General features: G+C 62.1%; 21 protein-coding genes, 1 tRNA gene and 1 riboswitch. Of the genes, 12 read left to right on the top strand and 10 right to left on the bottom strand.

Annotation, left to right across the window (positions count from 1 at the left end; all coding sequences use genetic code 11):
* Nucleotides 1–30 precede the first annotated feature (30 nt).
* Nucleotides 31–753 carry a phosphate signaling complex protein PhoU gene (gene phoU / locus WNY80_RS15890; protein ID WP_342888377.1) on the top strand — a complete coding sequence of 241 codons (723 nt, stop codon included), beginning with the start codon at nt 31–33 and terminating at the stop codon, nt 751–753.
* 29 nt (nt 754–782) lie between these two features.
* Nucleotides 783–1,466, top strand: coding sequence for a phosphate regulon transcriptional regulator PhoB (phoB, locus tag WNY80_RS15885; RefSeq protein ID WP_342888376.1), 684 nt, complete (start codon nt 783–785; stop codon nt 1,464–1,466).
* Between the two features lie 95 nt (nt 1,467–1,561).
* Here phoB and WNY80_RS15880 read toward each other — a convergent pair whose 3' ends face one another.
* Complete coding sequence (locus WNY80_RS15880) at nt 1,562–2,086, bottom strand: GcrA family cell cycle regulator (RefSeq protein ID WP_342888375.1); 525 nt, start codon at nt 2,084–2,086, stop codon at nt 1,562–1,564.
* Between the two features lie 474 nt (nt 2,087–2,560).
* Here WNY80_RS15880 and WNY80_RS15875 point away from each other — a divergent pair, with 474 nt between their 5' ends.
* The 5 genes from WNY80_RS15875 (at nt 2,561) to WNY80_RS15855 (ending at nt 10,672) form a co-directional block, all read left to right on the top strand.
* Nucleotides 2,561–3,754, top strand: a complete 1,194-nt coding sequence (locus WNY80_RS15875) for an aspartate aminotransferase family protein (RefSeq protein ID WP_342888374.1) — start codon at nt 2,561–2,563, stop codon at nt 3,752–3,754.
* Nucleotides 3,755–3,768: 14 nt separating this feature from the next.
* Nucleotides 3,769–4,692, top strand: coding sequence for an ornithine carbamoyltransferase (gene argF / locus WNY80_RS15870; protein WP_342888373.1), 924 nt, complete (start codon nt 3,769–3,771; stop codon nt 4,690–4,692).
* Between the two features lie 112 nt (nt 4,693–4,804).
* Nucleotides 4,805–5,797 carry an Hsp33 family molecular chaperone gene (locus tag WNY80_RS15865; RefSeq protein WP_342888372.1) on the top strand — a complete coding sequence of 331 codons (993 nt, stop codon included), beginning with the start codon at nt 4,805–4,807 and terminating at the stop codon, nt 5,795–5,797.
* Nucleotides 5,798–5,882: 85 nt separating this feature from the next.
* Nucleotides 5,883–7,262, top strand: coding sequence for an efflux RND transporter periplasmic adaptor subunit (locus WNY80_RS15860; RefSeq protein WP_342888371.1), 1,380 nt, complete (start codon nt 5,883–5,885; stop codon nt 7,260–7,262).
* Nucleotides 7,259–10,672, top strand: a complete 3,414-nt coding sequence (locus tag WNY80_RS15855; protein WP_342888370.1) for an efflux RND transporter permease subunit — start codon at nt 7,259–7,261, stop codon at nt 10,670–10,672. The genes WNY80_RS15860 and WNY80_RS15855 overlap by 4 nt, the downstream gene beginning before the upstream one ends.
* Before the next feature lie 6 nt (nt 10,673–10,678).
* On the opposite strand, the gene WNY80_RS15850 is transcribed toward WNY80_RS15855, so the two are convergent.
* A complete protein-coding gene (locus tag WNY80_RS15850; RefSeq protein ID WP_342888369.1) occupies nt 10,679–12,136 on the bottom strand; it encodes a TrkH family potassium uptake protein in 1,458 nt (485 codons plus the stop codon).
* Nucleotides 12,133–12,525 carry a Co2+/Mg2+ efflux protein ApaG gene (gene apaG, locus WNY80_RS15845; protein WP_342888368.1) on the bottom strand — a complete coding sequence of 131 codons (393 nt, stop codon included), beginning with the start codon at nt 12,523–12,525 and terminating at the stop codon, nt 12,133–12,135. The genes WNY80_RS15850 and apaG overlap by 4 nt, the downstream gene beginning before the upstream one ends.
* A gap of 169 nt (nt 12,526–12,694) precedes the next feature.
* On the opposite strand from apaG, the gene WNY80_RS15840 reads away from it, so the two are divergent.
* The gene (locus WNY80_RS15840; RefSeq protein WP_342888367.1) at nt 12,695–13,318 is read left to right on the top strand and encodes a CDP-alcohol phosphatidyltransferase family protein; all 624 of its coding nucleotides are present in this window, start codon (nt 12,695–12,697) and stop codon (nt 13,316–13,318) included.
* Here the strand turns inward: WNY80_RS15840 and WNY80_RS15835 are convergent.
* Nucleotides 13,307–14,491 (bottom strand): O-succinylhomoserine sulfhydrylase, encoded by a 1,185-nt coding sequence (locus WNY80_RS15835; RefSeq protein WP_342888366.1) that lies wholly within the window; start codon nt 14,489–14,491, stop codon nt 13,307–13,309. The genes WNY80_RS15840 and WNY80_RS15835 overlap by 12 nt on opposite strands.
* Before the next feature lie 45 nt (nt 14,492–14,536).
* A riboswitch (SAM riboswitch) is annotated at nt 14,537–14,614 on the bottom strand.
* Nucleotides 14,615–14,694: 80 nt separating this feature from the next.
* On the opposite strand from WNY80_RS15835, the gene WNY80_RS15830 reads away from it, so the two are divergent.
* Nucleotides 14,695–15,783 (top strand): 2'-deoxycytidine 5'-triphosphate deaminase, encoded by a 1,089-nt coding sequence (locus WNY80_RS15830; RefSeq protein WP_342888365.1) that lies wholly within the window; start codon nt 14,695–14,697, stop codon nt 15,781–15,783.
* A gap of 25 nt (nt 15,784–15,808) precedes the next feature.
* On the opposite strand, the gene WNY80_RS15825 is transcribed toward WNY80_RS15830, so the two are convergent.
* Nucleotides 15,809–16,612: an ion transporter gene (locus tag WNY80_RS15825; RefSeq protein ID WP_342888364.1), complete on the bottom strand. Its 804-nt coding sequence runs from the start codon at nt 16,610–16,612 to the stop codon at nt 15,809–15,811.
* 137 nt (nt 16,613–16,749) lie between these two features.
* Between WNY80_RS15825 and WNY80_RS15820 the strand changes: the two genes are divergently transcribed.
* Nucleotides 16,750–16,823, top strand: a tRNA-Gly gene (locus WNY80_RS15820).
* Here the strand turns inward: WNY80_RS15820 and WNY80_RS15815 are convergent.
* Entirely contained in the window at nt 16,789–18,576 is a 1,788-nt protein-coding gene (locus WNY80_RS15815; RefSeq protein WP_342888363.1) for a glycosyltransferase family 2 protein, read from the bottom strand. The genes WNY80_RS15820 and WNY80_RS15815 overlap by 35 nt on opposite strands.
* Nucleotides 18,577–18,970: 394 nt before the next feature.
* Between WNY80_RS15815 and WNY80_RS15810 the strand changes: the two genes are divergently transcribed.
* Nucleotides 18,971–19,738: a transporter substrate-binding domain-containing protein gene (locus tag WNY80_RS15810; protein ID WP_342888362.1), complete on the top strand. Its 768-nt coding sequence runs from the start codon at nt 18,971–18,973 to the stop codon at nt 19,736–19,738.
* Nucleotides 19,739–19,751: 13 nt separating this feature from the next.
* Here WNY80_RS15810 and WNY80_RS15805 read toward each other — a convergent pair whose 3' ends face one another.
* From WNY80_RS15805 to WNY80_RS15790, 4 genes are all read right to left on the bottom strand, one after another.
* Nucleotides 19,752–20,597: a sterol desaturase family protein gene (locus WNY80_RS15805; RefSeq protein WP_342888361.1), complete on the bottom strand. Its 846-nt coding sequence runs from the start codon at nt 20,595–20,597 to the stop codon at nt 19,752–19,754.
* Between the two features lie 106 nt (nt 20,598–20,703).
* Nucleotides 20,704–21,117 carry a tellurite resistance TerB family protein gene (locus WNY80_RS15800; RefSeq protein ID WP_342888360.1) on the bottom strand — a complete coding sequence of 138 codons (414 nt, stop codon included), beginning with the start codon at nt 21,115–21,117 and terminating at the stop codon, nt 20,704–20,706.
* A gap of 118 nt (nt 21,118–21,235) precedes the next feature.
* Nucleotides 21,236–21,907, bottom strand: coding sequence for a helix-turn-helix transcriptional regulator (locus tag WNY80_RS15795; RefSeq protein WP_342888359.1), 672 nt, complete (start codon nt 21,905–21,907; stop codon nt 21,236–21,238).
* Between the two features lie 139 nt (nt 21,908–22,046).
* Complete coding sequence (locus tag WNY80_RS15790; RefSeq protein ID WP_342888358.1) at nt 22,047–22,664, bottom strand: 2-hydroxychromene-2-carboxylate isomerase; 618 nt, start codon at nt 22,662–22,664, stop codon at nt 22,047–22,049.
* A 202-nt stretch (nt 22,665–22,866) separates the two neighbouring features.
* On the opposite strand from WNY80_RS15790, the gene WNY80_RS15785 reads away from it, so the two are divergent.
* Nucleotides 22,867–23,676 (top strand): class I SAM-dependent methyltransferase, encoded by an 810-nt coding sequence (locus tag WNY80_RS15785; RefSeq protein WP_342888357.1) that lies wholly within the window; start codon nt 22,867–22,869, stop codon nt 23,674–23,676.
* Nucleotides 23,677–23,719 lie beyond the last annotated feature (43 nt).

Here is a 23,719-nt window from a genome sequence, read left to right as displayed (position 1 = left end):
ATCGTGAATACAGGATTGAAGGATCAAACCATGCCCGAAGCCCACACAGTCACCTCCTATGATGACGAGCTCCGCTTCCTGACCCGCCGCCTGTCTGAAATGGGCGGCATCGCCGAACGTATGGTTGCCGATGCCGTCGCCGCCCTGGTCAATGCCGACACGGCGTCCGCCCAGCGCGTCATCTCCGAAGACCTGTTGCTCGACAATGGCGAGCGCGAGATCTACGACAAGGCCGTTCTGGTGATCGCCAAGCGTCAGCCGATGGCCTCGGATCTGCGCGAGATCATCGGTTCCATCCGCATTGCCTCCGATCTCGAGCGCGTCGGCGATCTTGGTAAGAACATCGCCAAGCGGGTGATTGCGGTTCACACCATGGCCCAGCCGCGCAAGCTGGTTCGCGGTCTCGAGCACCTGGCCGAACTGGCCCTGACACAGCTCAAGGAAGTGCTGGACGCGTTCGCCACGCGCTCGCCGGATCTCGCCAATTCGATCCGTGAGCGCGACGAGGAGATCGACGCGATCTACACCTCGCTGTTTCGCGAGCTTCTGACCTACATGATGGAAGATCCGCGCAACATCACCGCCTGCACGCACCTGCTCTTCTGCGCAAAGAACATCGAGCGGATCGGCGATCACGCCACCAACATCGCCGAAACGGTCTATTACGTCGCCACCGGCGAGCAATTTGCCAACGAGCGCCCCAAGGATGATGACACCGCCACCATGATCGCACCCGCACCGGGTTCGGCCTGACAGCGTTACGGAGTGCATGAAACATGGCGATGAGCCCGCATATCACTGTGGTTGAAGACGAAGAGGCGCTGTCTGTGCTGCTTCGCTACAATCTGGAAGCTGAAGGCTACGAGGTCGACACCGTGCTGCGCGGTGACGAGGCCGAGATCAGGCTGCAGGAGCGTGTTCCGGATCTGCTGATCCTGGACTGGATGCTGCCGGGAATTTCCGGCATCGAACTGTGCCGCCGCCTGCGGGCCCGGCCCGAGACCGAGCGTCTGCCGATCATCATGCTGACCGCCCGCGGCGAGGAGAGCGAACGGGTGCGGGGGCTGGCGACAGGCGCTGATGATTACGTCGTCAAGCCGTTTTCAACGCCAGAACTGCTCGCCCGCGTCAGGGCCATGCTGCGCCGCGCCCGGCCCGAGGTCATCTCCAGCCAGCTCAAGGTCGGCGATATCGAACTTGACCGCGAAACCCACCGGGTCAAACGGCGCGGCCGCGACATCAAGCTGGGACCGACCGAATTCAGGCTGCTTGAATATCTGATGAGCTCGCCCGGCCGGGTCTATTCCCGCGCGCAGCTGCTCGATGGTGTCTGGGGGCATGACGTCTATGTCGACGAGCGCACGGTCGATGTGCATGTCGGCAGGTTGCGCAAGGCAGTCAATCTGTCAGGCATGCGCGATACCATCCGCACCGTGCGCGGCGCCGGCTACTCGATCGAAAGCTGACACGGGCCACAATCAGACTTCAGGGTCAGGACAGCAGAAAAAGAAAGAGCCCGGGCGATGAACCCGGGCTCTTTCAGTTTCGGAATTGATATCGCTCAGCGTGCCCGCTTGCGCTCGCTTGACGGCTGGAAAGCCATCTTGGCGTGATAGCCGCAATAGGGCGATGCATCGCCTGAATCATTGCCGCAGAAGTGGAAGTCGTCCTGCAGCGGATCGCCGACCGGCCATTTGCAGGTCCGCTCCGAAAGCTCCACAAGCGTAAGCCTGCGCGAAATCGGCACCACCACGTCTTCCATCGGACGTGTATCGATCTCTTCGGCGGCAACAACGTCCAGGTCTTCCTTCAACTGCGCCCCGCCGCTTGAGCGGCTCATGGTGCGGGTTGCCTGTGCTGCGGTGCGGCCTGCGTAGTTCGGCGCACGCGGTGCTGCGGTGGCGCGCTTTGTGCGCACCGACGCCTGTCCACCGCTCTTGGCGCGTCCGGGCAGATTGAGCCGGTGCACCTTGCCGATCACAGCATTGCGGCTGACGCCGCCCAATTGCGCTGCGATCTGGCTAGCGCTGAGCCCGTCCGCCCAGAGTTTCTTGAGTCTTTCGACCCGTTCATCAGTCCAGTTCATGCAATGCTCTCCCTGTATCCCGTATCCCGGGATGGCAGAATCCCTCACCGTCGTCCCGGATGACCGGAACTTGAACGCTCGGTTACAATGAGGTGAATAGTGTCCGCCGCGAACCTCTATTTCATGGTCTTAACTTAGTGGTCGGCAGACTCCGTGACAAGAGTCAGCCGAATCATGCCGATCCCTTTTGGCGGTTTTCCCCAACTTAGGCGGCGGATACAAAATCTTACCCTTTAGCCGTGACGGAACGCCGGCCAGATCGAAAATGCTCGCCCGGAGCCGATGCAAATCGGCTCGGACCGCGTGCGCATCCTGTCTCATTGACAGGCATCGTCTAAATGTAAATAGTGCCCTCGCCGCCCCGGAAAGGGCGGCATTTTGGTTTTCCGGCATGCCCTGCCTCGTGACCGCTGCGGCGTTCGCAATGCATGGGTCGTGCTGTTTTGTCCGTTCTCTAAAGGGGAGAGAAGCGCCATGGCCGACGCCAAGCCGCTTTATGATACATATAACCGCGTTCCAATCGTGTTCGAACGCGGGCATGGCGTGTGGCTGGAAACTCCCGAGGGCGAGCGCTATCTGGATTTTGCTGCCGGCATCGCGGTCAATTCTCTCGGCCACACCCATCCGCATCTGGTCGAGGCGCTCAAGGCCCAGGCCGATCGCCTGTGGCATCTCTCCAACGTGCACGAAATTCCCGACCAGTCCCGTCTGGCCGAACGCCTGACCGAGGTGACTTTTGCCGACAAGGTGTTTTTCACCAATTCCGGTGCCGAGGCGCTGGAATGCGCCATCAAGACGGCGCGCCGTCATTTCTTTGTCAACGGCCAGCCCGAGCGCTATCGCATCGTCACCTTTGAAGGTGCTTTCCACGGCCGTACCCTGGCGACGATCGCCGCCGGCGGTCAGGCGAAATATCTCGAAGGCTTCGGTCCCAAGGTCGAGGGCTTCGATCAGGTGCCGTTCGATGATCTCGACGCCCTGAAGGCGGCGATCACCGACGAGACGGCAGCCATACTCATCGAGCCGGTGCAGGGCGAGGGCGGCATTCGTCCGCTGTCCAATGAAAGCCTGCGGGCTTTGCGCGACCTGTGCGACGAGCAGGGCATCCTGATGATCCTTGACGAGGTCCAGTCGGGCGTGGGCCGGACCGGCAAGCTGTTCGCGCATGAGTGGGCCGGTATCGAGCCGGACATCATGGCGGTTGCCAAGGGCATTGGCGGCGGCTTTCCCTTTGGCGCCTGCCTTGCAACGGCCTCTGCTGCAGATGGCATGACCCTTGGCACCCACGGCACCACCTATGGCGGCAATCCGCTTGCAATGGCGGTCGGAAACGCGGTTCTGGATGTCATTCTGGAGCCCGGCTTCCTGCCCCACGTCAACGATGTCGCCCTGGTGCTGAGGCAGGGATTGGCCTCGCTCAAGGACCGCTATCCCGACCTGATCTCGGATGTACGCGGCTCCGGCCTGATGCTTGGCATCAAATGCGCAAAATCCAATGCCGATCTGGTAGTGGCCATGCGCAATGAAAACATTCTCGGTGTACCGGCCGGCGACAATGTGGTTCGCTTGCTTCCGCCGCTGATCGTGACTGCCGAAGAAGCCCGTGAGGCCCTCGCAAGAATAGAGGCCGCGCTCGACATGCTGACCCGCAACGGTGCAGCCAACTAAACGGACTGGATTCCATGACACAGACCAAATCCGCCAGCAAACGCCACTTCACGGACCTGTCAGCCCTCAGCGCAGCCGACTTGCGCGCCATTGTTGACGGCGCGCGAGCTGCCAAGACTGCGACCGAAGCCGACAGGCCGCTTGCAGGCAAGATGCTGGCAATGATCTTCGAGAAACCCTCGACCCGCACCCGCGTGTCCTTCGATGTCGGCATGCGCCAGCTGGGCGGCGAAACCCTTTTCCTGTCGGGAACGGAGATGCAGCTTGGCCGGGCCGAAACCATCGCCGATACCGCGAAGGTTCTCTCGCGCTATGTCGACATGATCATGATCCGGACACTTGATCACTCCCGCATGCTGGAACTGGCCGAGCACGCCACAGTGCCGGTCATCAACGCGCTGACCGATGACACCCATCCTTGCCAGATCATGGCCGATGTCCTGACCTTCGAGGAACATCGTGGCCCGATCAAGGGCAAGACACTGGCCTGGACGGGTGACGGCAACAATGTGCTGCATTCGCTCATCGAGGGTGCGGCACAGTTCGGCTATCGCATGCAGATTGCAACACCCGAAGGTTCTGAGCCGGATGCGCGGTTTGTCGAGTGGGCCCGCAAGCTGGGCGCGGAAATCGACATCAGTGCCGATCCGGCCCGGGCGGTAAAGGGTGCCGACTGCGTCATCACCGACACCTGGGTTTCGATGAACCAGGAACACAAGGCCCGCGGCCACAACATATTCGTGCCGTACCAGGTCAATGAATCGTTGATGCAGAAGGCCAACCCGGACGCTCTCTTCATGCACTGCCTTCCCGCCCACCGCGGCGAGGAAGTCACCGACGGTGTGATGGACGGGCCGCAATCCGTGGTGTTTGACGAGGCGGAGAACCGTTTGCATGCGCAAAAGGCAGTGATGCGCTGGTGCATGGGCGTTTTGTAGCGCCACTGGCGCTCGCCGGAGTCAGTACCTATATGCGCCGTTTGAAATGTGAAACCGGACCGGCTGATCGATTGAAGCCTGGGTCCGGCACCATGAACAATCGGAATTGATGATGGAAACCGATATCCAGACCAACGGCGAACCCGTTTTCGCCGGAGATGACCGCGTTCTGCCGTTCGAGGTGGATGGCCTCGACGTGCGTGGCCGGGCCGTACAGCTCGGTCCGATGATCGATGCAATCCTGGCCCGGCATGCCTATCCGGAACCGGTGGCGCGGCTGCTCGCCGAAGCCATCGCGCTGACCGTGCTGCTGGGCACCTCGCTCAAGTTCCAGGGCAAGCTGATCGTCCAGACCAAGGGTGACGGGCCGGTGGATCTGCTGGTCGCGGATTTCTCCACACCGGGAAACCTGCGCGCCTATGCCCGCTTTGACGAAGACCGTCTTGCTGCCGCGCAGGCAGCGGGAACGATCAGCCCTGCCGAACTGCTTGGCAATGGCGTGCTGGCCTTCACCATTGACCAGGGTGAGTACATGCAGCGATACCAGGGCATCGTCGAGATGAAGGGCGAGACACTGGAAGCCATGGCGGAAACCTATTTCCGCCAGTCCGAACAAATTCCGACCATCGTCCGGCTGGCCGTGGCCGAGCTCATCGACCGCGATGACGAAGGCAAGCCGCGTCACAGCTGGCGCGCTGGCGGAATTGTGGTCCAGTTCCTGCCCCAGGCGCCGGACCGGATGCGCAGCCCCGATCTCCCCGGCGGCGATGTGCCGGAAGGTGTGGAAGACACCACGCATGACGAGGATGACAGCTGGGCGGAAGCCAAGGCGCTGGTCACCACGGTTGATCCGGGCGAACTGACCGACCCTGAAGTCGGCGCCGAACGCCTTCTCTACAGGCTGTTTCACGAGCGCGGCGCGAAAACCTATCCGCCCGTTCCGGTTTTCGACAAGTGCAGCTGCTCGCGCGAACGGCTGGGCGAGGTTCTGGCCGGCTTTTCGGACGAGGAACTCAAGGACAGCGTCGAAGAGGGCGTGATCACCGTGCAGTGCGAGTTCTGCTCGACCGCCTATCGCTTTGACCCGGCCGAAATCGAGCGCTGAGACCCGCCAGGCGGCAACATGACGAAACTTTAATTTGCCATGTGCCGTCTTTGCGTTACCTGTTTATCTCTAACGGAGTGACGCAATGCTCGACAAGGCGGACAATCGTCTGGACCTGCCGATGGACACACCGCGTGCAAAACCTGCACCAGCGCGCCGGGCATTCGTCCGGCCGGTGGTGCAGATTGCGTTGATGGCGCTCGTGCTTGCCGGTGCATGGGTGGCGATGGACCGGCTTGCAGCCTCCAGGAAGGAACGCTCGCCCAGGCCGTTCACCCCGCTGGTCTACACCGTCGAGACAACAATCGCGCACCGCGCCGGCAACCGGCCCGACATCAGGCTTTACGGGCAGGTTGATACCGGCCGCAATGTCGATCTGCGCACCGCGGTCAGTGGTGATGTCGTCGAAATCCATCCTGATCTGGTCGCCGGCCGCCGTGTCGCCCAGGGCGCGGTGCTGATGCGTATCGATCCCTTTGCCTATGAAGGCGCCCTGGTGGAGGCCCGCGCCAATCTCGCCTCCACCCGCGCCGCAATTGCCGAGATCGATGCGCGGCTCGCTTCCGAACGCGAACAACTTGAAGCCGCCGATGCCCAGCTCGAGCTTGCCCGCGCCGACCTGGAACGGGCATTGTCGCTTGCAGGTTCCGGCGCGCTGACCGACAAGGAGGTCGATGCGCGGCGTCTGATCCTGTCCCAGCGCGAGCAGGCCTCGAGCCTCAGACGCAACAACATCCTCATCGCGGAAGCGCAGCGCATCCAGCAGGAGGCCAACGCCGAACGGCTGGAATGGAAAGTCCGCGAAGCCCGGCGCAGGCTGGAAGACACCGCGCTGATTGCACCCTTTGACGGCATCATTTCAGACGAGACCGTCGAGACCGGCCGCTCGGTCAATGCCAACGAGGTGGTCGCGTCAATCTATGACGACAATGCGCTCGATGTGAAATTCACCCTGACCAACGCCCAGTATGGCCGTATGGCGACGGATGCCGATCCGCTTGTGGGCCGCCAGGTCGAACTGAGCTGGAGGGTTGGCGGAACCCGGTACACCTGGCCTGCAACCATCGACCGGATCGGCGCGCGCGTGACTGCAGAGCGCGGCGGGGTCGAGGTGTTTGCCCGCATTGGCGAGGCTGACAATCCGGTGCACTTGCGCCCGGGCGCCTTCGTTTCGCTCATCGTGCCGGACCGGATCTGGCCTGAGACATTTCGCCTGCCGGAAACAGCGGTGCGCAATTCCGATCACGTTTTCCTCGTGGTCGATGGCAAGCTTGAACGGCGGGACGTGCGCCTGATCGCCTGGGATGGCGAGGATGCGATTGTCGATGGTGACCTCAACGATGGCGATGTCGTGCTTGCCACACGGCTGACAGAGGCATCCGAAGGCATTAGTGTTCGCGAACCATCCGGAGAAACGCCCGAAGCGCCGGCGGGCTCATCCGCGCAACCGGATACCGGGGAATGACCGGCAGCAACGCGCCGGGACGGGGGCTCTTTGCCGGCCGCGGTCTGGTCAGCACGTTCATCCGCCACCCCAACGCCGCCAATCTGCTGATGGTGCTGATGATCCTGTTCGGCGCCTTTTCCATTGCCCGGATCAACACGCAGTTCTTCCCCACCATTGACCGCCCGACCATCACCATCGGCATTGCCTGGTCAGGTGCCAGCGCCGAGGACGTCGAAACCAACGTGCTGGCGCTGGTCGAGCCGGAGGTCCGCTACATCTCGGGCGTCGACCGGATGACATCGACGGCGGCGGAAGGCTCGGCCACCGTGCGGCTGGAATTCGCCGACGGCACCGACATGAGCCAGGCCATGACCGACGTCGAAACCGCGGTCAAGGCAGTGGGCAATCTGCCAGAGGACGCCGAAGAGCCGACAATCGCCAGATCGCAGTTCTTCGATACTGTCGCCAAGCTTGCCGTCTTTGGCAGCGCCGACGAGGTGGTCAAGCGTGCCTGGGCCAAACGCATGCGAGACGATCTCATCGACCGCGGCATCGACAAGATCGACTTCACCGGTCTGCGCAGCGCGGAGATCCGTGTCGAGATCCCCGAGATTGAACTCCGCCGTCTGGGCATGAAGATTTCCGATGTTTCATCGGCGATCGCCGCCAACAGCCGGGATCTTCCGTCCGGTACGGTGGAAGGTGCGGTCGACCGGCAGCTGCGCACGCTGGCCGACGCACAGGGCGCGCGGGAACTGGCCAGGGTCGAAGTCAAATCCTTCACCGGCGGCGAGAAGGTGCTGCTTGGCGATATCGCCAGCATCACCGATGGGTTCGACGCCGATGACACCCGCGGGCTTGCCAGCGGATCGCCCGCCATCGAACTCGACGTCCGCCGGGCCCCGACCGCCGACACGCTGAAGACTGCCGCCATTCTCTCGGCCTATATCGATGAGGTCAGGCCCAGATTGCCGCCCGGTGTCGAGATCGCCACCTATGAAGTCGCGTCCGATGCGCTCTCGGCGCGGATCTGGCTTTTGGTCAAGAACGGTCTTGGCGGACTGCTGGTGGTCGTGGCCATCCTGTTTCTGTTCCTCAACGCCCGGATCGCTTTCTGGGTGGCGGCCGGTATCCCGGTGGCGATGCTCGCCACGGTTGGCTTCATGTACGCCTCCGGCCAGACCATCAACATGATGTCGCTGTTCTCCCTGATCATGATGCTCGGCATCATCGTCGACGATGCCATCGTGGTGGGAGAGCACACCGCCACGCGTCTTGAGATGGGGGACGATCCGCAAACGGCGGCGGAAAATGGCGTCGGCATGATGTTCACCCCGGTGATGGCCGCCATGTCGACGACCTTGGCCGCTTTTGCGCCGATCCTGCTGATCGGCGATACAATCGGCCAGATGATGGCGGTCCTGCCGATGGTGGTGATCGCGGTGCTGGTGGCAAGCCTGCTCGAATGCTTCCTGATCCTTCCCGGGCATCTGGCCAATTCGCTCTCCGGACGCAAGGCCCCCGGCTGGTCCTGGTGGCGTCAGTTCCTGGTGGCCCTCATTGTCATGGTGTTCCTGACCGGCCTGTCGGGACGACTGGCCGTCGATCTGGCGCTGGGCGCAAACGAGAGTGGCCTGCGTAGCGCCGCCCGCGAGTTTGCGGCCCTGCCGCAAATGGGCAGAATGGCCATCGTGGTCACGCTGTCGCTGGCGGTGGCAACGTTGATGGAATGGGCCTTGCAGGTCTTGCGCCGGCGTAAGGCCCGTACCGGCGAGCGTGCCGAGGAGGTCGGGGAAAGCCGGTTCCGCCGCACGTTCGATCATGGGTTTGACCTGTTCCGGGATGGCCCGTTCTCACGCCTGGTGCAACTGGCCTGGAACTGGCGTTATGTCACGCTGTCGATCGCCATTGCCATGGTCATGGTGCTGGCCATAGGCCTGGCCCGCTCCGGGCGTGTCGAATTCGTGTTCTTCCCCTCGCCGGAAGCAGAGAACATCTCCGGCACCATCATTTTCAACGCCGGTCTCCCCGAACAGACGGCACTGAAGGCCATTGCCGCCCACGAGGAAGCCCTGCGTCAGGCGGACAGGGCTTTGGCGGGCAGCGGGCCGTCATCCATCAAGGCGGTTTTCACCACCTTCGGCGCATCCAGCCGCAGCGGCAGCGCCACCGCCCGCATCCGGGTGCAACTGACCACATCCGAGGAACGCGACGTCCGCACTCCCGATATTGTCAACGCCTGGCGCAAGGCCGCTCCCGATATCGCCGGCGTCACCCGCTTCACCGTCGCCCAGTCGCGTGGTGGGCCTCCCGGCAGGGATATCGAGGTGCGGCTGCAGGGCGAGCGCGTTTCGGCACTGAAGACGGCTGCCGCCGACGTGGTGGCGCTGCTGGCAGGCGTGAGCGGCATCACCGGCCTTGATGACAACCTGCCCTGGGGCAAACCCGAACTGGTCATGCAACTGACGCCGCATGGTGCGGCGCTGGGCTTTTCCATCGAGGATGTTGGCCGCCAGATCCGCAATGCCTTCGATGGAACCATTCCCTTCCGCTTCCCCCGTGGCGATGACGAGGTCACCGTCCGCCTGGTGCAGAAGCCGGCCTCACCCGGCTCGCAGGCCTTGCGCGATTTTGAACTCAGGAGCCCCGGCGGCACCTTTGTGCCGCTGTCCGAAGTGGTCGACATGACCGAGCGTCAGGGTTTCTCCGCCATCCAGCGCCGCGACGGCAAGAGCACGATCTCGGTAACGGGCGACATCGACACGGCAGTGACAACCACCGGTGCCGTGGTCGATCAGCTCACAGCGAGCGGCGATCTCGATCTGATCGCGGCCCGGCATGGCGTGACCTTTTCCTTCGGCGGACGCTCCGAGGAGCAGGAAAACGCGTTTGCCGATTTGCAACTCGGTGTCGCCGTGGCGCTCAGCGTCATCTACATCATTCTTGCCTGGGTCTTCGCCAGCTACTGGCGGCCGATCGCCGTGCTTCTGATCATCCCGTTCGGCGTTGTCGGAGCCATCTTCGGCCACTGGGTTCTGGGCTACCAGCTGACGATCCTCTCCTTCATCGGCCTGCTAGGGTTGGCCGGCATTCTCGTCAATGATTCCATCATTCTGGTCGCACGGCTGGAAGAACGCCGCGCCGAAGGTGACAGCCTTGCCGAGGCCGCGGTCGGGGCCAGCCGCGACCGCCTGCGCGCCGTGCTGCTTACTTCGCTCACCACCATCGGCGGGCTTTTGCCGCTGCTCTATGAAACCAGCCTGCAGGCCCAGTTCCTGCTGCCGATGGCGATCACCATTGTCTTTGGCCTGGCGATGACCACGCTGCTGGTCCTGTTCCTGGTGCCAGCACTGGTCGGCATCGGCGATGATATCGCCCGGGCCTTTTCCTACATCTACGGCAGGCGGCCTGACGCGCAGCGTGCGTGAACGGGCTTACGAGCGCCAGAAGCGCGGCAGGAACAGCACCAGCACGGTGAACAACTCGAGCCGTCCCAGCAGCATCCCGGCTGCAAGCAGCCATTTTTGAACGTCGCTGAGCGACTGGAAATTGCCCGACGGGCCGATGATGTCCCCCAGGCCCGGCCCGACATTCGACAGCGCCGTGCCTGCACCCGACAGGGCCGTGATGGTATCAAGTCCGGTCAGCCGGAGCAGGATCGCCAGCACCACGAAGGAAGCCATGAACAGGAAGAAGAAGCTCATCACCGAGGCGATGACGCGGTCCTGGATCGGCTTTCCGTTGAAGCGCGCGCGAAACACGCCGTTCGGATACATCACCTGCGAGATGTGTTGCCTGACAGCCTCGATCAGCACCTGAAACCGGAAGATCTTGATGCCGCAGGATGTCGAGCCGGCGCAGCCGCCGACAAACATGATGATGAAGAAAAACGCCACCGCGTGCGGGCCCCACAACCCGTAGTCGGTGGAGGCATAGCCTGTTCCGGTGACGATCGACACCACGTTGAAAGCCGAGTGCCGCAGACCTTCGAGCCCGATATGGTTTTCGCTGAAATGCGCCATCATCCAGCCGGCAAGAACCGCGACGCCGAGAAAGCTCATGAATGCCTTGACCTGTTCATCCTTCAGGATCGGCCGGAAGCGTCCCTGCAGCATCTGCACATAGAGGATGAAGGGGATGGAGCCGAGAACCATGAACACGATCGCGATCCACTCGACACCGGGATTGTTGAAGTACCCGATGGAGTTGTCCTTGGTGGAAAAGCCGCCGGTGGCAACCGTCGTCATGGCGTGAATGACCGCATCGTCCGCCGCCATGCCGACGGCCATGTAGGCCACGGCGCAGATTCCGGTCATGGCGATGAACACCAAGGTGATCGAGGTCGAGATCTGCGTGGCGCGCGGCAGGATTTTTTCCGCCGTATCGAAAGCTTCCGCCTTGAACAGCTGCATGCCGCCGATCTGCAGCATCGGCAGCACTGCAATCGCCATCACGATGATCCCCAGCCCGCCAAGCCATTGCAGCAGGCCGCGCCAGAACAGCAGTCCCGGCGGCGCACGATCGAGACCGGTGATCACCGTGCCGCCGGTGGTGGTCAGCCCTGACATCGATTCAAAAAACGCATCGGTATAGCTCGGCACGATCCCCGACCAGTGAAACGGCAGGGCGCCGAAAGCCACCAGCGTAACCCACGACACCACCGTCATCAGCATTGCCTGCCTGGTCGACAATCCTTTCGGGATGCCGCGGTTGGCCGCAAACAGGCCTAGTCCGACCAGCATCGTCATGGTGCCGGCGCTGGCAAAGATCATCCAGTCGTCATTGTCCGCCGCCAGATCGACCAGCGCAGGCAGCAGCATGGCAAACCCGAGCGTTGCCACCAGCAGGCCTGTCACCAGCATGACCGGGCGGAATTCGGAAAAGGCGTTCAATTCAGCGTTCTTGCCATGCCCGGCAGGTCCAGCGAGAAGGCCGGGATCTCGACATCGAACAGCTCGCCGGCGGCCGATTGCATCTGGTAGGTGCCGACCATGACGCCCGATGGCGTGTCCAGCGGACAGCCGGAGGAATATTCGTAGGTGTCTCCGGGGCCGAGCACGGGCTGCTCGCCGACCACGCCCGGGCCTCGGACTTCGTCGACCAGGCCGTTCTCGTCGGTGATCTTCCAGTGACGGCTTTGCAGCTGAACGATCTGGTCGGAATGATTGACGATGACGATCCGGTAACCCCAGACATAGCGTCCGTCCTCGGGGTCCGATTGGTCCTCGAGATAATAGGGCTCCACCGTCACTTCGATATCGCGTGTTAGCGCACGGTACATCTGTCACTCCTTGCGACACTCATTCTACAGTGAGGCCCTTGCGTCAAGCGTTCCGGCGCTGCCAAAGGGCCGGAAATGGCGGTTTGTGTTGACTTGATTGTGATGAAATCTGCCGGTGACGGGGTGGACCTGCCACGCTATCACTTGGGCCACACAGGGAGGCTGCACCATGATGGACGGAACCGCACGCAAGATGATCCAGCCGGGTCTCGATCAGGCCGGAACCTGGCTTGCCGCGCGCGGCGTGAAAGCCGACCATGTGACGATCTTCGCCTGCCTCGTGGGCCTTGCCGCCGCGGGACTGATCGCGCTGGATTTCATGCTCATTGCGCTGGTGCTTGTCATCGTCAGCAGGATCTGTGACGGGCTGGACGGTTCGGTGGCGCGGGCGTCGCAAAGGACCGATTTTGGCGGCTATCTCGATATCACCCTGGACTTCGTGTTCTACGGCGCCGTGCCTCTGGCCTTTGTCATCCATGACCCCGTAGCAAATGCGCTTGCGGGCGCCGCGCTGATCTTCTCGTTCTACGTCAATGGCGCGAGCTTCCTTGCCTATGCCATCGTTGCCGAAAAGCGCGGGCTCAGCACGACATCGCGTGGCGTCAAGTCGATCTACTTCACCACCGGTCTCGCCGAAGCCAGCGAGACCTACATTGTGTTTGGCATCTTCTGCCTTTGGCCGGCCTGGTTTGCGCCGGTTGCCTGGGTATTCGCCGCAATCTGCCTCTACACCGCGCTTTCGCGGATCATGCAGGCGCGGGCCGAGTTCCCCAACCAGCCCTCAGAGGCCTGAGAGCGCGCGGTCGAAGTCCTCGATCAGGTCGTCGACATCCTCGATCCCTGCCGAGAACCGCAGAACACCGGGGCCGATGCCCAGCTCGTCGCGTGTCTCTTCCGAGAGGTTCTTGTGGGTGGTCGTCGCCGGATGCGTGATCAGGCTCTTGGTGTCGCCCAGATTGTTGGAAATCTTGACCACTTCAAGGCCGTTCTGCAGCGAGAACGCAGCCTTCTTGCCGCCCTTGAGGTCGATTGCCACAAGCGTTGACCCGCCCTTCATCTGCCGTGCGCAGATATCGGCCTGCGGATGGTCGGCGCGGCCGGGATAGATCACCCGCGCAACAGCCGGGTGGTCGGCGAGGAAATCGGCGATCCGGCCGGCATTCTCCATCTGCTGACGCACCCTGAGCGGCAGTGTTTCCAGGCCCTTGAGCAGGGTCCAGGCATTGAACGGCGACATTGACGGGCCGGTGTGGCGGTAGAAATCCTGCAGGTGCTCGTCGATCCAGTCCTTGTCCGACAGGATCACCCCGCCCAGGCAGCGGCCCTGGCCGTCAATGTGCTTGGTCGCCGAGTAGGCCACCACGTGCGCGCCCAGTTCCAGCGGCTTTTGCAGCAGCGGCGTGGCGAAGACATTGTCCACCACCAGCTTGGCGCCGATCTGGTTGGCGAGTTTCGCCACGCCAGCGATATCGGTCACTTCAAGCGTCGGATTGGTCGGGCTTTCGAGGAAGAACACCTTGGTGTTGGGCCTGATCGCGGCTTCGAAATTGGCCAGGTCGCGGCCATCGACCAGGGTCGACTCGATGCCGTATTTGGGCAGCAGCGTCTCGACGATCCAGCGGCAGGAACCGAACAGTGCCCGGGCGGAAACCACGTGGTCACCGGCGCGAAGCTGGCACAGGAGAGCCGCCGCGATCGCCGCCATGCCCGATGCCGTGGCGCGGGCTTCTTCCGCGCCTTCCATCAGGCACATGCGCTTTTCGAACATGTCATTCGTCGGGTTGGCGTAGCGGGAATAGATGAAGCCCGGCTCTTCGCCCTTGAACCGCGCTTCCGCGGCTTCGGCGCTGTCATAGACAAAGCCCTGTGTCAGATAAATTGCTTCGGAAGTCTCGCCGAACCCGGAGCGGGTGGTTCCGCCGTGCACGAGCTGGGTGGCGGGGCGGAGTTGGCGGCTGTTTTTCATAATCTTCGTCCAAAACACAAAAAAACCGGCTGCGAAGTCGCCAGCCGGTTTTGCAACCCGACCTTTTAGCGACTTGTTTAACGTGGCTGCAAGCCGGTCGGCCAAATCACCACGGGATAACCTGCCTTTTAATACCTTGCCGCGCTTGCGTCAATCGTCACACCTTGCCATCAAGACATCAGTTGAAATGGAGCGGGTAAAAATTGGGCGCAGGAATTCTCTCTGACCGCGCTATTCAGGCGCTCTTTGATGGCGGGAAGCTCGGCTCCGGCCGTGCGCTGGATGCTGACCAGATCCAGCCGGCGAGCCTTGATCTCCGGCTCGGCGCCCGGGCCTACCGGGTTCGTGCCAGCTTCCTTCCCGGGCCGTCCGCCAGGGTTGAGGACAAGCTCGCACGGCTGAGCATGCACGAGATCGACCTTTCGGCAGGTGCGGTGCTTGAGACCGGCTGTGTCTACATCGTGCCGTTGCTCGAAAACCTGGCGCTTCCGCCGGAGATCTCGGCCTCGGCCAATCCCAAGAGCTCCACCGGCAGGCTTGATATCTTCACCCGGGTGATGACCGATTACGGTCAGGAATTCGACAAGATCGCTCCGGGATACACCGGCCCGCTGTGGTTGGAAGTCAGTCCGCGCACTTTCCCGATTGTCGCACGCACCGGATCGCGGCTGTCGCAGATCCGCTTCCGCCAGGGCCATGCGGTGCTTGGCGAGGATGAACTGTCAGAGCTCCACCGCACCGAAACGCTGGTCGCCTCCGAGACCCCCAATGTGTCGGGCGGCGGCATCGCGCTGTCGATCGATCTGATGGGGCAGGGCGACGATGCCCTCATCGGCTACCGCGGCAAGCACCACACCGCCGTCGTCGATGTCGACAAGCGCGCGGCGCAGGACGTGTATGATTTCTGGGAACCGCTGTACAATCGCGGTTCCGCCGATCTGATCCTCGATCCGGATGAATTCTATATTCTGGTGAGCCGGGAATCCGTGCATGTACCGCCGCTCTATGCGGCCGAAATGACGCCGTTCGATCCGCTGGTCGGTGAATTCCGGGTGCATTACGCAGGCTTTTTCGATCCCGGTTTCGGCCACACCGAAGCCGGTGGCGCCGGGAGCCGTGCCGTACTCGAGGTACGCAGCCACGAGGTGCCGTTCATTCTCGAGCATGGCCAGATCGTTGGCCGGCTGATCTATGAGCGGATGCTGGAGCGCCCGGCGGCCCTTTATGGTTCCGGCCTGGGCTCGAATTATCAGGCGCAGGGCCTGAAACTGTCCAAGCATTTCCGTAGCTGAAAGCCCGAGATTTCCGCGACGCTGATTACGACGGCCGGGCTGTGCCGGTCTGCGCTGCGCGCAGTTCCGCCAGATCCCTGCGGATTGCCTTGAGTTCTTCCAGCATGGCGCTCTGGTCAGATGCCATCGCTTCGCGGTCGGCCGTGGCTTCTGCTTCATGCTCTTCCTGCATCGCCGAGACGATGATGCCGATGAACAGGTTGAGCACGGTAAAGGTGGTGCAGGCGATGAACGGAATGAAGAACGCCCATGCCAGCGGGTAGACCTCCATCACCGGACGGACAATGCCCATCGACCAGCTTTCAAGCGTCATCACCTGGAACAGCGAATAGGCCGAAGCCGGGATCGAGCCGAACCATTCGGGAAAGCTGTCGCCATAGAGCTTGGTCGCCATCACCGAGAAGACGTAGAAGACCAGCGTCAGCAGCAGCATGATCGAGCCCATGCCGGGCAGCGCGCTGACAAGTCCGCCGACAACCCGCTTGAGCGACGGCACGATGCTGATGATCCGCAATACCCTGAGTATGCGCAGCGCCCGGAGCACGGAAAGCCCGCCGGTTGCCGGAACAAGCGCCACGCCGACCACAAGAAGATCGAAGATCCGCCAGGGGTCGCGGAAGAAATCAAGCCGCCAGGCGACAAGCCGCGCGGTCAGTTCCAGCACGAAGACGCCGAGAATGACCCGGTCGAACAGCATGAGCACTCCGCCGAAAAGCTGCACTGCTTCCGGTACGGTTTCGAGCCCCAGTGTGATCGCATTGATGACAATCAGGACGGTGATGACGCTTTCGAAGCGTCGTGATGACAGGAAGGTTTTCAACAGGTCCATGAAGCGTATCTGGGTTGGAAGCAAGCGCCCCTGATATGAGGTGGCGCCGGTCTCCCGTCAACCCGACACCTGTCCAACTACCGCCTCTGGGTGACTTGACACCGCCGCTGAACACCGCCAAGGATCGTCCGGCGTCAGCGGGTGTAGCTCAATGGTAGAGCAGAAGCTTCCCAAGCTTAAGACGAGGGTTCGATTCCCTTCACCCGCTCCATATCCTGCCCATTGCCAAGCTCGTTGCCGCCTGCTGCTGCAGCCCATTCCGGCGCTGCCGGGTGCGGTGTTTTTTCCCACAGATGCGCGTTTGAAGCCAGCTGGCCCAGCGCCCGCCATCCGGCAACCGACATCAGCAGCCAGTAGGCCGGTGTCAGCAGCATCCAGCAAGCTTTCAGCCTGGCTCTTTCATGGCCGGTGAAGCCGCGCCATCCCATCGCGATGAAGGTCAGATAACTCCCGCCGATATTGGCCAGGTCGATCCACATCAGCGTGCTGTGCAGGGTCGACACCGGTGCGGCCGATCCGCTGGCAAGCCAGGCCAGCGTCACCCCGATGAAGATGAACATCAAAGGGTGCGCAAGGGCCGAAACCAGCATGCCGGCGATCAGCAGTTGAAAGATCGCAAACCCGCCAAATCCCAGCGCTTGGATGGTGTGCAGCGGCCGGCGCATGGCCACCAGCCATGTCTGTGCCCATCCCTTGAGCCACCGCGTTCGCTGCCGGGTCCATACTTCAGGTGTGGTCGGTGCGGTTTCGACCGTGGCGCATTTCAGCATGCCCGTGAGATAGCCGTGGGCATAGAGCCTGAGGCCGAGATCCGCATCTTCGGTCACATTGTGCGGATCCCATCCGCCGGCCGCCTCTAGTGCTGCCCGCTGGAAATGATTTGATGTTCCGCCAAGCGGGATCGGCATGCGGTATCGGGCCAGAAATGGAATGAGAACACGGAACAGGCCGCTGTATTCGAGGGCGAACAGGCCCGAGATCCAGCTTGTTCTCAGGTTCGCGATCGCAAGCGGCGCCTGTACGCAGCCAAGCCGCTTGTCGCCGTCACGAAAGGCCGCCCATGCTTCAAGCAATTGTCCCGGCGCCGGCTTGTCTTCCGCGTCATAGATTGCGACCAGCGAGCCGCGCGCGCCCTGCAGCGCATATTGCAGCGCCTTGGGTTTTGTGCGCGGCCCGAAATCCGGCGTGCGGACGATCTCGCTTTCCGGCCCGAGATTTTGCGCCTTCAGGGCCAGAATGGTCGCCTCGTCGTCGGCTTCGCAGACATATTTGATATCGAGCAGGCTTTTGGGCCAGCGCAGTGCCGATATGCGCGAGACAATCGCCGGCACCATCTCAGCCTCGTCGTGCAAGGCGATCAGAACCGTATAGACCGGAAGCCTGTTGCGGCCTCTCAGTTCCGCCGCATGGCGTTGTTGGGCAGGCTTGAACCCGGACGCGGCCAGTGCGCTCAGGCGCAACAGGATGCCGCCGGAGAAGAACAGCGTCAGAACCACGTGCAGCACGGTGAAGGCAGCGAATGGCCACAACATGAATCCTGTGGCGGAGAGGTACACCGCCATTCCCAGCAAAAAACCTTGCGGGCCGGTCATCACCCGCCGCGCACTCGCATCGCGCCGGTCCTGGTCGAGTTCGTAGGTGACTTTCCTCACCCGGTCATTCGCACCCGCCTGCCAGACCGCCTTCCTTATCGTCCCGGGGGAGGCGACTGCGAGGCTGCCGCGCAATCCGGGCATCTTGCGCAGACGGGCCCGGTAGTCGTCGAGTTGCCGCGCCTCGGGAACGATCGCGGTGATCTGCTCCCCGGCGCGTGACAGCCTGAGCGGCCCGTCCCTGCACAAAAGCACATCCATTGACGGCAACCGGATCACTTCATCGGGATCGATTTCATCGAGATAGGCAAGTCCGAGTTCGGCAGCCAGCCAGCGGTAATAGAGCTCCGGATCAATCAGGCCTTCCGCCATCAGCTCGTTTTCGATGGTCGTCCCGTTGGCCCGCGCGGCTTCGCTCGCAGCTTTGATATGGGGCTTGCCTATTCCGCATCCGAGAAAAAACCTCGCCTCGGAGCTTTCTTGCCACGGTTCCGGGCAGCCCCGGAGTGGCATACGTGCGGCTTGTTCCTCATCCGCGGGCTCGCCCGCGGTCAAATGCCGGTCGGCTGTGCCGGGAACAGGGCGATCTGAGCTTTTGCTTGGAGCCATGACTCTGATACATACAGGGCGGTTACAGCAGGATATTAAATCTATGGTAGTGGAAACGCGCGTGAATGCACCCCTGAAATTTTGGGGCATATCCCGCATAATGTGCGCTTTGGTTGTTTTTCTGGCCGCCGCTCTACCCGTCGCGAGCGCCGATGAGATGCTTGTGCCGAACTACACCGACCCGCGGGAACGCATCCCGGTTCCCGATCTCATGGCCTACAGCCGCATTCGCTTCGTCACCACGGTGGATTTTCCGCCTTTCGGTTTTCTTGATCAGACCGGTCATCTTGCCGGGTTCCACGTCGATCTCGCGCGGGCGATCTGCGAAGAGCTTGACCTGCTGTCCAAGTGCCAGATTCAGGCGCTTCCGTGGGGCGAGCTTGAAGGCGCCTTGATCAAGGGGCAGGCCGAGGCGCTGATCTCAGGCCTGGCGATCACCGCTCAAAGCCGCAGCAAGTTCCGCTTCACGCGTCCCTATCTGGCCTTGCCTGCACGCTTCGCCGTCCGCAAGGAGGCAGGTCCGCAGGGCGAGGACGCCAGCGCGCTGGCGGGGCAGCGTGTCGGCGTCCTTGACGGGACAGCGCATGAGGCGATGTTGCGCGACTGGTTCTCCGGGACAAGACCTGTCACCTTTTCCAGGCCGGACTGGATGTTCAAGGCGCTCAAGGCCGGCAACATCGATGCCGTGTTCGGCGACGGGCTGCAATTGTCGTTCTGGCTTTCCAGCCAGTCGGCCGATGCCTGCTGCCGGTTTCTTGACGGCCCGTACTTCTCGCAAGCCCATCTTGGCGAAGGGCTGGCCATCGCGGTGCGTCCGCGCAATGCGGCCTTGAGGCAGGCTTTTGACCATGCGCTCCTGTCTCTCAACCGCAACGGCCGCTTCACCGAACTCTATTTGCGCTGGTTTCCCAACGGCCTTTACTGATCCCCAACGGCCTTTACTGATCCGATGTGTCTTTGGGCCTGGCCTTTGGTGCAAACCTGAACGGCAGGGCCAGTGCCCAGCCAAGGCTGGCGGTGCGCTTGTCGCGCCATTCCGACAGGCCGATCTCGATGCCGGTGTCACCGCGCCGCGGCGTTTCGGTGTAGGTTGAAAACAGCCGGTCCCAGATCGCCAGGTTGAACCCGTAGTTCGAATCCGTTTCGCGCGGATCGGTGGAATGGTGGATCCGGTGCATGTCCGGCGTCACGATGATGAGCCGCAACACGGCGTCCACCGGCTTGGGCAACTTGATATTGGCGTGGTTGAACATCGCTGCGCCATTGAGCACGATTTCAAAGACCAGAACTGCCACCGGCGGCACCCCGAGCGCAATGATGACGGCTGCCTTCCAGAACATAGACAACACGATTTCCAGCGGATGAAACCTCAGCGCCGTCGTCAGGTCGAATCCGGTATCGGCATGGTGCATGCGGTGGATGCGCCACAGCCACGGCCATTTGTGACTGACCACATGCTCGAGCCAGACCGCGAAATCCAGCAGGATGAAGGACACGATGCCGGCGGCCCAGAGCGGAAGTCCCAGCATCGGAAACAATCCGTAGCCCTGCGATTGCGCCCATAACGCGGTGCCCACCGCGGCCAGTGGAAACACGATCCTCAAGGCCACGGAAGACAAGACCACCATCGCCAGATTGGTCACCCAGCGCCGGGATTTGAACGCCCCGCGCATCTCCTCACGCTCAAGCCGTGGCGCCAGCAGCTCAATGGCCGCGAGCGTGATGAAGATCGTGGAAAATGCCAGAAGCCGGATTACCGGCTCGGACAGGCCGAACAACGTCATTCTGCGCCTCCATGTCGTGCTAGGATCTTGTCATGCCACAGCCTGCAACCGGTGGCGAAACACGATCCGGTGAAAGCCTGTGACACGTCGGCGCGGGCGTTGATGATCAGGCGCTCTTGAACCGGGCAATGGCACCACGTTCGATGGCGGCGCAGGTGAGCTTGTCGAGGCCAAGCCGGTCGCGCAGCATCTGCAGCAACCGGATTTCCTCCTGCTGAATATTGTAGTCAGCCGACGCGATCTCGACTGCTAGGGCATAGGCCGTATCGTAAAATTTCGGCGGCACGGCGTCGCGGACAACCTCGAGCACGATATCGAGGCCTTCAGGCCCCTTGAGCAATTCGGCTGCAGCACGGGTGACGCCGACCAGCCGCTCCGCATCAAACCCGTCAAACACCGGCAGGAAGGTAACAAGACGACCGATGCGTGCCAGTTCCGCGTCGTTCATGGCCTTGTCGACGGCAGACATGGTGACCATCAGATAGATCAAGGCGTCATGGGTGGTAACACGTTCGGTCATGGGCAGTTTTTCTCCTGAATGTTCCCGTTAGATAAGGACCGTGGCAGCATCGCACAAGCTGTTGGAGCGCAAAACACCTGGCGGCCGAAACCGGCCCCGCCTGTTGCCGGGCTTGCTGCTATTGGCTCGCCCAGATGATGCGGGCAATCCAGTCGATCTCGCTGACATCGAAACTGCGGTTCGGGTGCTCGGGGTTGAGCGAGATCAGCTCGACCGATTTCGGGGTTTGCCGGTTGAGCACCTTGGCCATCACCTCGCCTTCGCGGGACCTGACCACCACCCGGTCTCCGCGGCGGATCTGGGCTCCGGGTTCGACGATCAGGATGTCGCCATCCCGGTAAAGCGGCAGCATGCTGTCGCCCTGCACTTCCAGCGCATAGACACCGGGCCTGTCGGACGGCTGGGCGGGAAAATCCACAACGTCCCAGCCCTGGCCGGCAGGAAAGCCACCATCATCGAAAAAACCGCCGGAGCCAGCCTGCGCAAACCCCAGTAGCGGGATCGAGCTCGCCTGCGGCGGAAACGCGCCCTCGGGAAAACTGCTTTCGCTTGAAGGCTGGTCACCGCGCACCAGCCCCATGAACTCCTCGAGCGAGGAGCCGGTGGCGTCGAGAACCTTGGCAAGAGATTCCGTCGAGGGCCAGCGGTCGCGGCCATCAGCGCCGCAGCGCTTGGACTTGTTGAACGCGGTCGGGTCCAGCCCGGCACGCCGGGCAAGTCCCGAGGCCGTCAACCCGTGACGTTCGGCAAGCGCGTCGAGCGCCGACCAGATGCGTTCATGCGAGAGCATGGTCCAGGTTCCCGCTGTTCAGAACAAAAGCCGGACCGTGTATTCATGGCCCGAATATGGCTTTTCTACATGATCAGCGGCAGTCGAGTAAAGCCAATTAGGAAAAATATCCTCACTCTTGCCGGTGTCCGCTCCGCTTTCAGTGCGCCCGGATCGGACTGCGGCCGGTTGTCAGCGCCTCGTCCAGCAATTCGATCCGGTCCTGGCCCCAGAACGGCTCGCCATTGAGCACATAGGTGGGCACCCCGACGGCGTCCGCGGCGATGGCATCGCGGGAATTGCGTTCGCGTATGGCGGTGATTTCCTCGGTTTTGGCTTCCATGATTGCCGGCCGGGCATCGAGGCCGACCTGTGACAGGTAGGATGTCAGCACCGCCTCATCGGCAATGTTGTCATCATTGGCCCAGCAGCCCGAGAGCACCTTGTTCATGAAATATCGCGGATCATGGCCGGTTTCGACCAGCGCAATGATGATCTTGTCGGCAAGCGATGCGTCCACCGGCCAGTGCAGAGGCGTGGTCTTGATCGGCACCTTGCGCCAGGCGGCGAGGCGCTGCAGTTCGATCAGCCGCAGCCGTTGCCGCACCGGCGGCCGTTGGCCGGGGGGAACCGCGCCGGACACATCCCACAGGGCCGTCAGGTTGACCGGTTTGTAATTCAGCGTGGCCTTGTGCTTCTCCGCCACGTCGCACACCAGGTTGTGGCCGAGATAGGTGAAAGGCGACGCGCAATGGAAGTAGTAGTCGATGACGGGCATTGGATGGTCCTCCCTTTTTGCCGGCAGTATCGGAAGCACCGATGTCCGGCAAGGCTCTCCGGGCAACTTGACCCTCTATCATGCTTCTCCGAAGTTAATAATCTGGCTACAAGCATGAAACGATCCATGCGCCCTTGCGGCCGTTCGCGCATGAATTTTGAATGTGCATTTCGAAATGGCGCTTGATCAGGAGCTTTTGCCGATGACACGGGACACGGACACAGCAACCAAGGCCAACAGGCTTGCCTGGAATGCGTCAGCCCATCGCCACCGGCAAAGCGACGAATGGCAGCGGCAGCTTTCCGGCTTTGCCGATCCGTCATTCTCGACCTTCGATCCAGTCGCGGCAAGCATTCTCGCCGGCAACGGCGTCAGGGGCGCTCGCGCCGTGCAGGTCGGTTGCAACAATGGCCGCGAAACCCTGTCGATGCTGGCTCTTGGTGCTGAGCACGCCACCGGCATTGACCAGTCCGATGCCTTCATCGCCCAGGCCGGGGAATTGCGCGCGGTTTCCCCCCATGGCGGCAAGGCAAGCTTTGTCTGTGCCAATGTCTATGCCTTGCCCGATGCGCTCGCGGCGGGCTTCGATCTGGCATTGATCACCATCGGGGTGCTTAACTGGATGCCGGATCTGCCCCGCTTCCTCGCGGTGGTCTCCTCGCTGCTGACGCCCGGGGGACGGCTGGTCATTTACGAGACCCATCCCGTCCTCGACATGTTCGAGCCGGAAGGTGAAAACCCGCATGCTCCGGCATATTCCTACTTCCGCGCCGAGCCCTTCATCACCGATGATGAGATCGTCTATGACGGATCGGTTGCCGGCAAGGCGCCACCATCCTGGTGGCAGTTTCACACCATGGGTGACGTCGTTACCGGCTGCGTCAGGGCCGGGCTGCAGATTGCCGAACTCAAGGAATACCCGCATTCCAACCGCGAGGTTGCCTACGACATCTATGTTGGCAACGAGGCGCAATTGCCGTTGTGCTACACGCTGGTGGCAACCAAATCCTGACAATAAAAAACGGGCCCGAAGGCCCGTTTGAGAAATCGTCACA

Origin of the sequence: Hoeflea sp. AS16, from assembly GCF_038900095.1 — a bacterium.
In the GTDB taxonomy this organism is placed as follows: Bacteria; Pseudomonadota; Alphaproteobacteria; order Rhizobiales; family Rhizobiaceae; genus Hoeflea.
The sequence above is the reverse complement of the archived record's forward strand: the minus strand, read 5'-3'. Positions and strand labels throughout refer to the sequence as shown.

What these genes read in the sequence shown, in the direction of transcription:
- WNY80_RS15865 (WP_342888372.1), top strand. Translation starts at nt 4,805, where the DNA reads ATGGAAACCGATATCCAGACCAACGGCGAACCCGTTTTCGCCGGAGAT.
- WNY80_RS15790 (WP_342888358.1), bottom strand. Translation starts at nt 22,664, where the DNA reads ATGCCCGTCATCGACTACTACTTCCATTGCGCGTCGCCTTTCACCTAT.
- phoB (WP_342888376.1), top strand. Translation starts at nt 783, where the DNA reads ATGAGCCCGCATATCACTGTGGTTGAAGACGAAGAGGCGCTGTCTGTG.
- WNY80_RS15810 (WP_342888362.1), top strand. Translation starts at nt 18,971, where the DNA reads ATGCTTGTGCCGAACTACACCGACCCGCGGGAACGCATCCCGGTTCCC.
- WNY80_RS15835 (WP_342888366.1), bottom strand. Translation starts at nt 14,491, where the DNA reads ATGAAAAACAGCCGCCAACTCCGCCCCGCCACCCAGCTCGTGCACGGC.
- WNY80_RS15800 (WP_342888360.1), bottom strand. Translation starts at nt 21,117, where the DNA reads ATGACCGAACGTGTTACCACCCATGACGCCTTGATCTATCTGATGGTC.
- phoU (WP_342888377.1), top strand. Translation starts at nt 31, where the DNA reads ATGCCCGAAGCCCACACAGTCACCTCCTATGATGACGAGCTCCGCTTC.
- WNY80_RS15855 (WP_342888370.1), top strand. Translation starts at nt 7,259, where the DNA reads ATGACCGGCAGCAACGCGCCGGGACGGGGGCTCTTTGCCGGCCGCGGT.
- WNY80_RS15825 (WP_342888364.1), bottom strand. Translation starts at nt 16,612, where the DNA reads ATGGACCTGTTGAAAACCTTCCTGTCATCACGACGCTTCGAAAGCGTC.
- WNY80_RS15815 (WP_342888363.1), bottom strand. Translation starts at nt 18,576, where the DNA reads ATGGCGGAAGGCCTGATTGATCCGGAGCTCTATTACCGCTGGCTGGCT.
- WNY80_RS15795 (WP_342888359.1), bottom strand. Translation starts at nt 21,907, where the DNA reads ATGCTCTCGCATGAACGCATCTGGTCGGCGCTCGACGCGCTTGCCGAA.
- WNY80_RS15840 (WP_342888367.1), top strand. Translation starts at nt 12,695, where the DNA reads ATGATGGACGGAACCGCACGCAAGATGATCCAGCCGGGTCTCGATCAG.
- WNY80_RS15875 (WP_342888374.1), top strand. Translation starts at nt 2,561, where the DNA reads ATGGCCGACGCCAAGCCGCTTTATGATACATATAACCGCGTTCCAATC.
- WNY80_RS15805 (WP_342888361.1), bottom strand. Translation starts at nt 20,597, where the DNA reads ATGACGTTGTTCGGCCTGTCCGAGCCGGTAATCCGGCTTCTGGCATTT.
- WNY80_RS15880 (WP_342888375.1), bottom strand. Translation starts at nt 2,086, where the DNA reads ATGAACTGGACTGATGAACGGGTCGAAAGACTCAAGAAACTCTGGGCG.
- WNY80_RS15860 (WP_342888371.1), top strand. Translation starts at nt 5,883, where the DNA reads ATGCTCGACAAGGCGGACAATCGTCTGGACCTGCCGATGGACACACCG.
- apaG (WP_342888368.1), bottom strand. Translation starts at nt 12,525, where the DNA reads ATGTACCGTGCGCTAACACGCGATATCGAAGTGACGGTGGAGCCCTAT.
- WNY80_RS15785 (WP_342888357.1), top strand. Translation starts at nt 22,867, where the DNA reads ATGACACGGGACACGGACACAGCAACCAAGGCCAACAGGCTTGCCTGG.
- argF (WP_342888373.1), top strand. Translation starts at nt 3,769, where the DNA reads ATGACACAGACCAAATCCGCCAGCAAACGCCACTTCACGGACCTGTCA.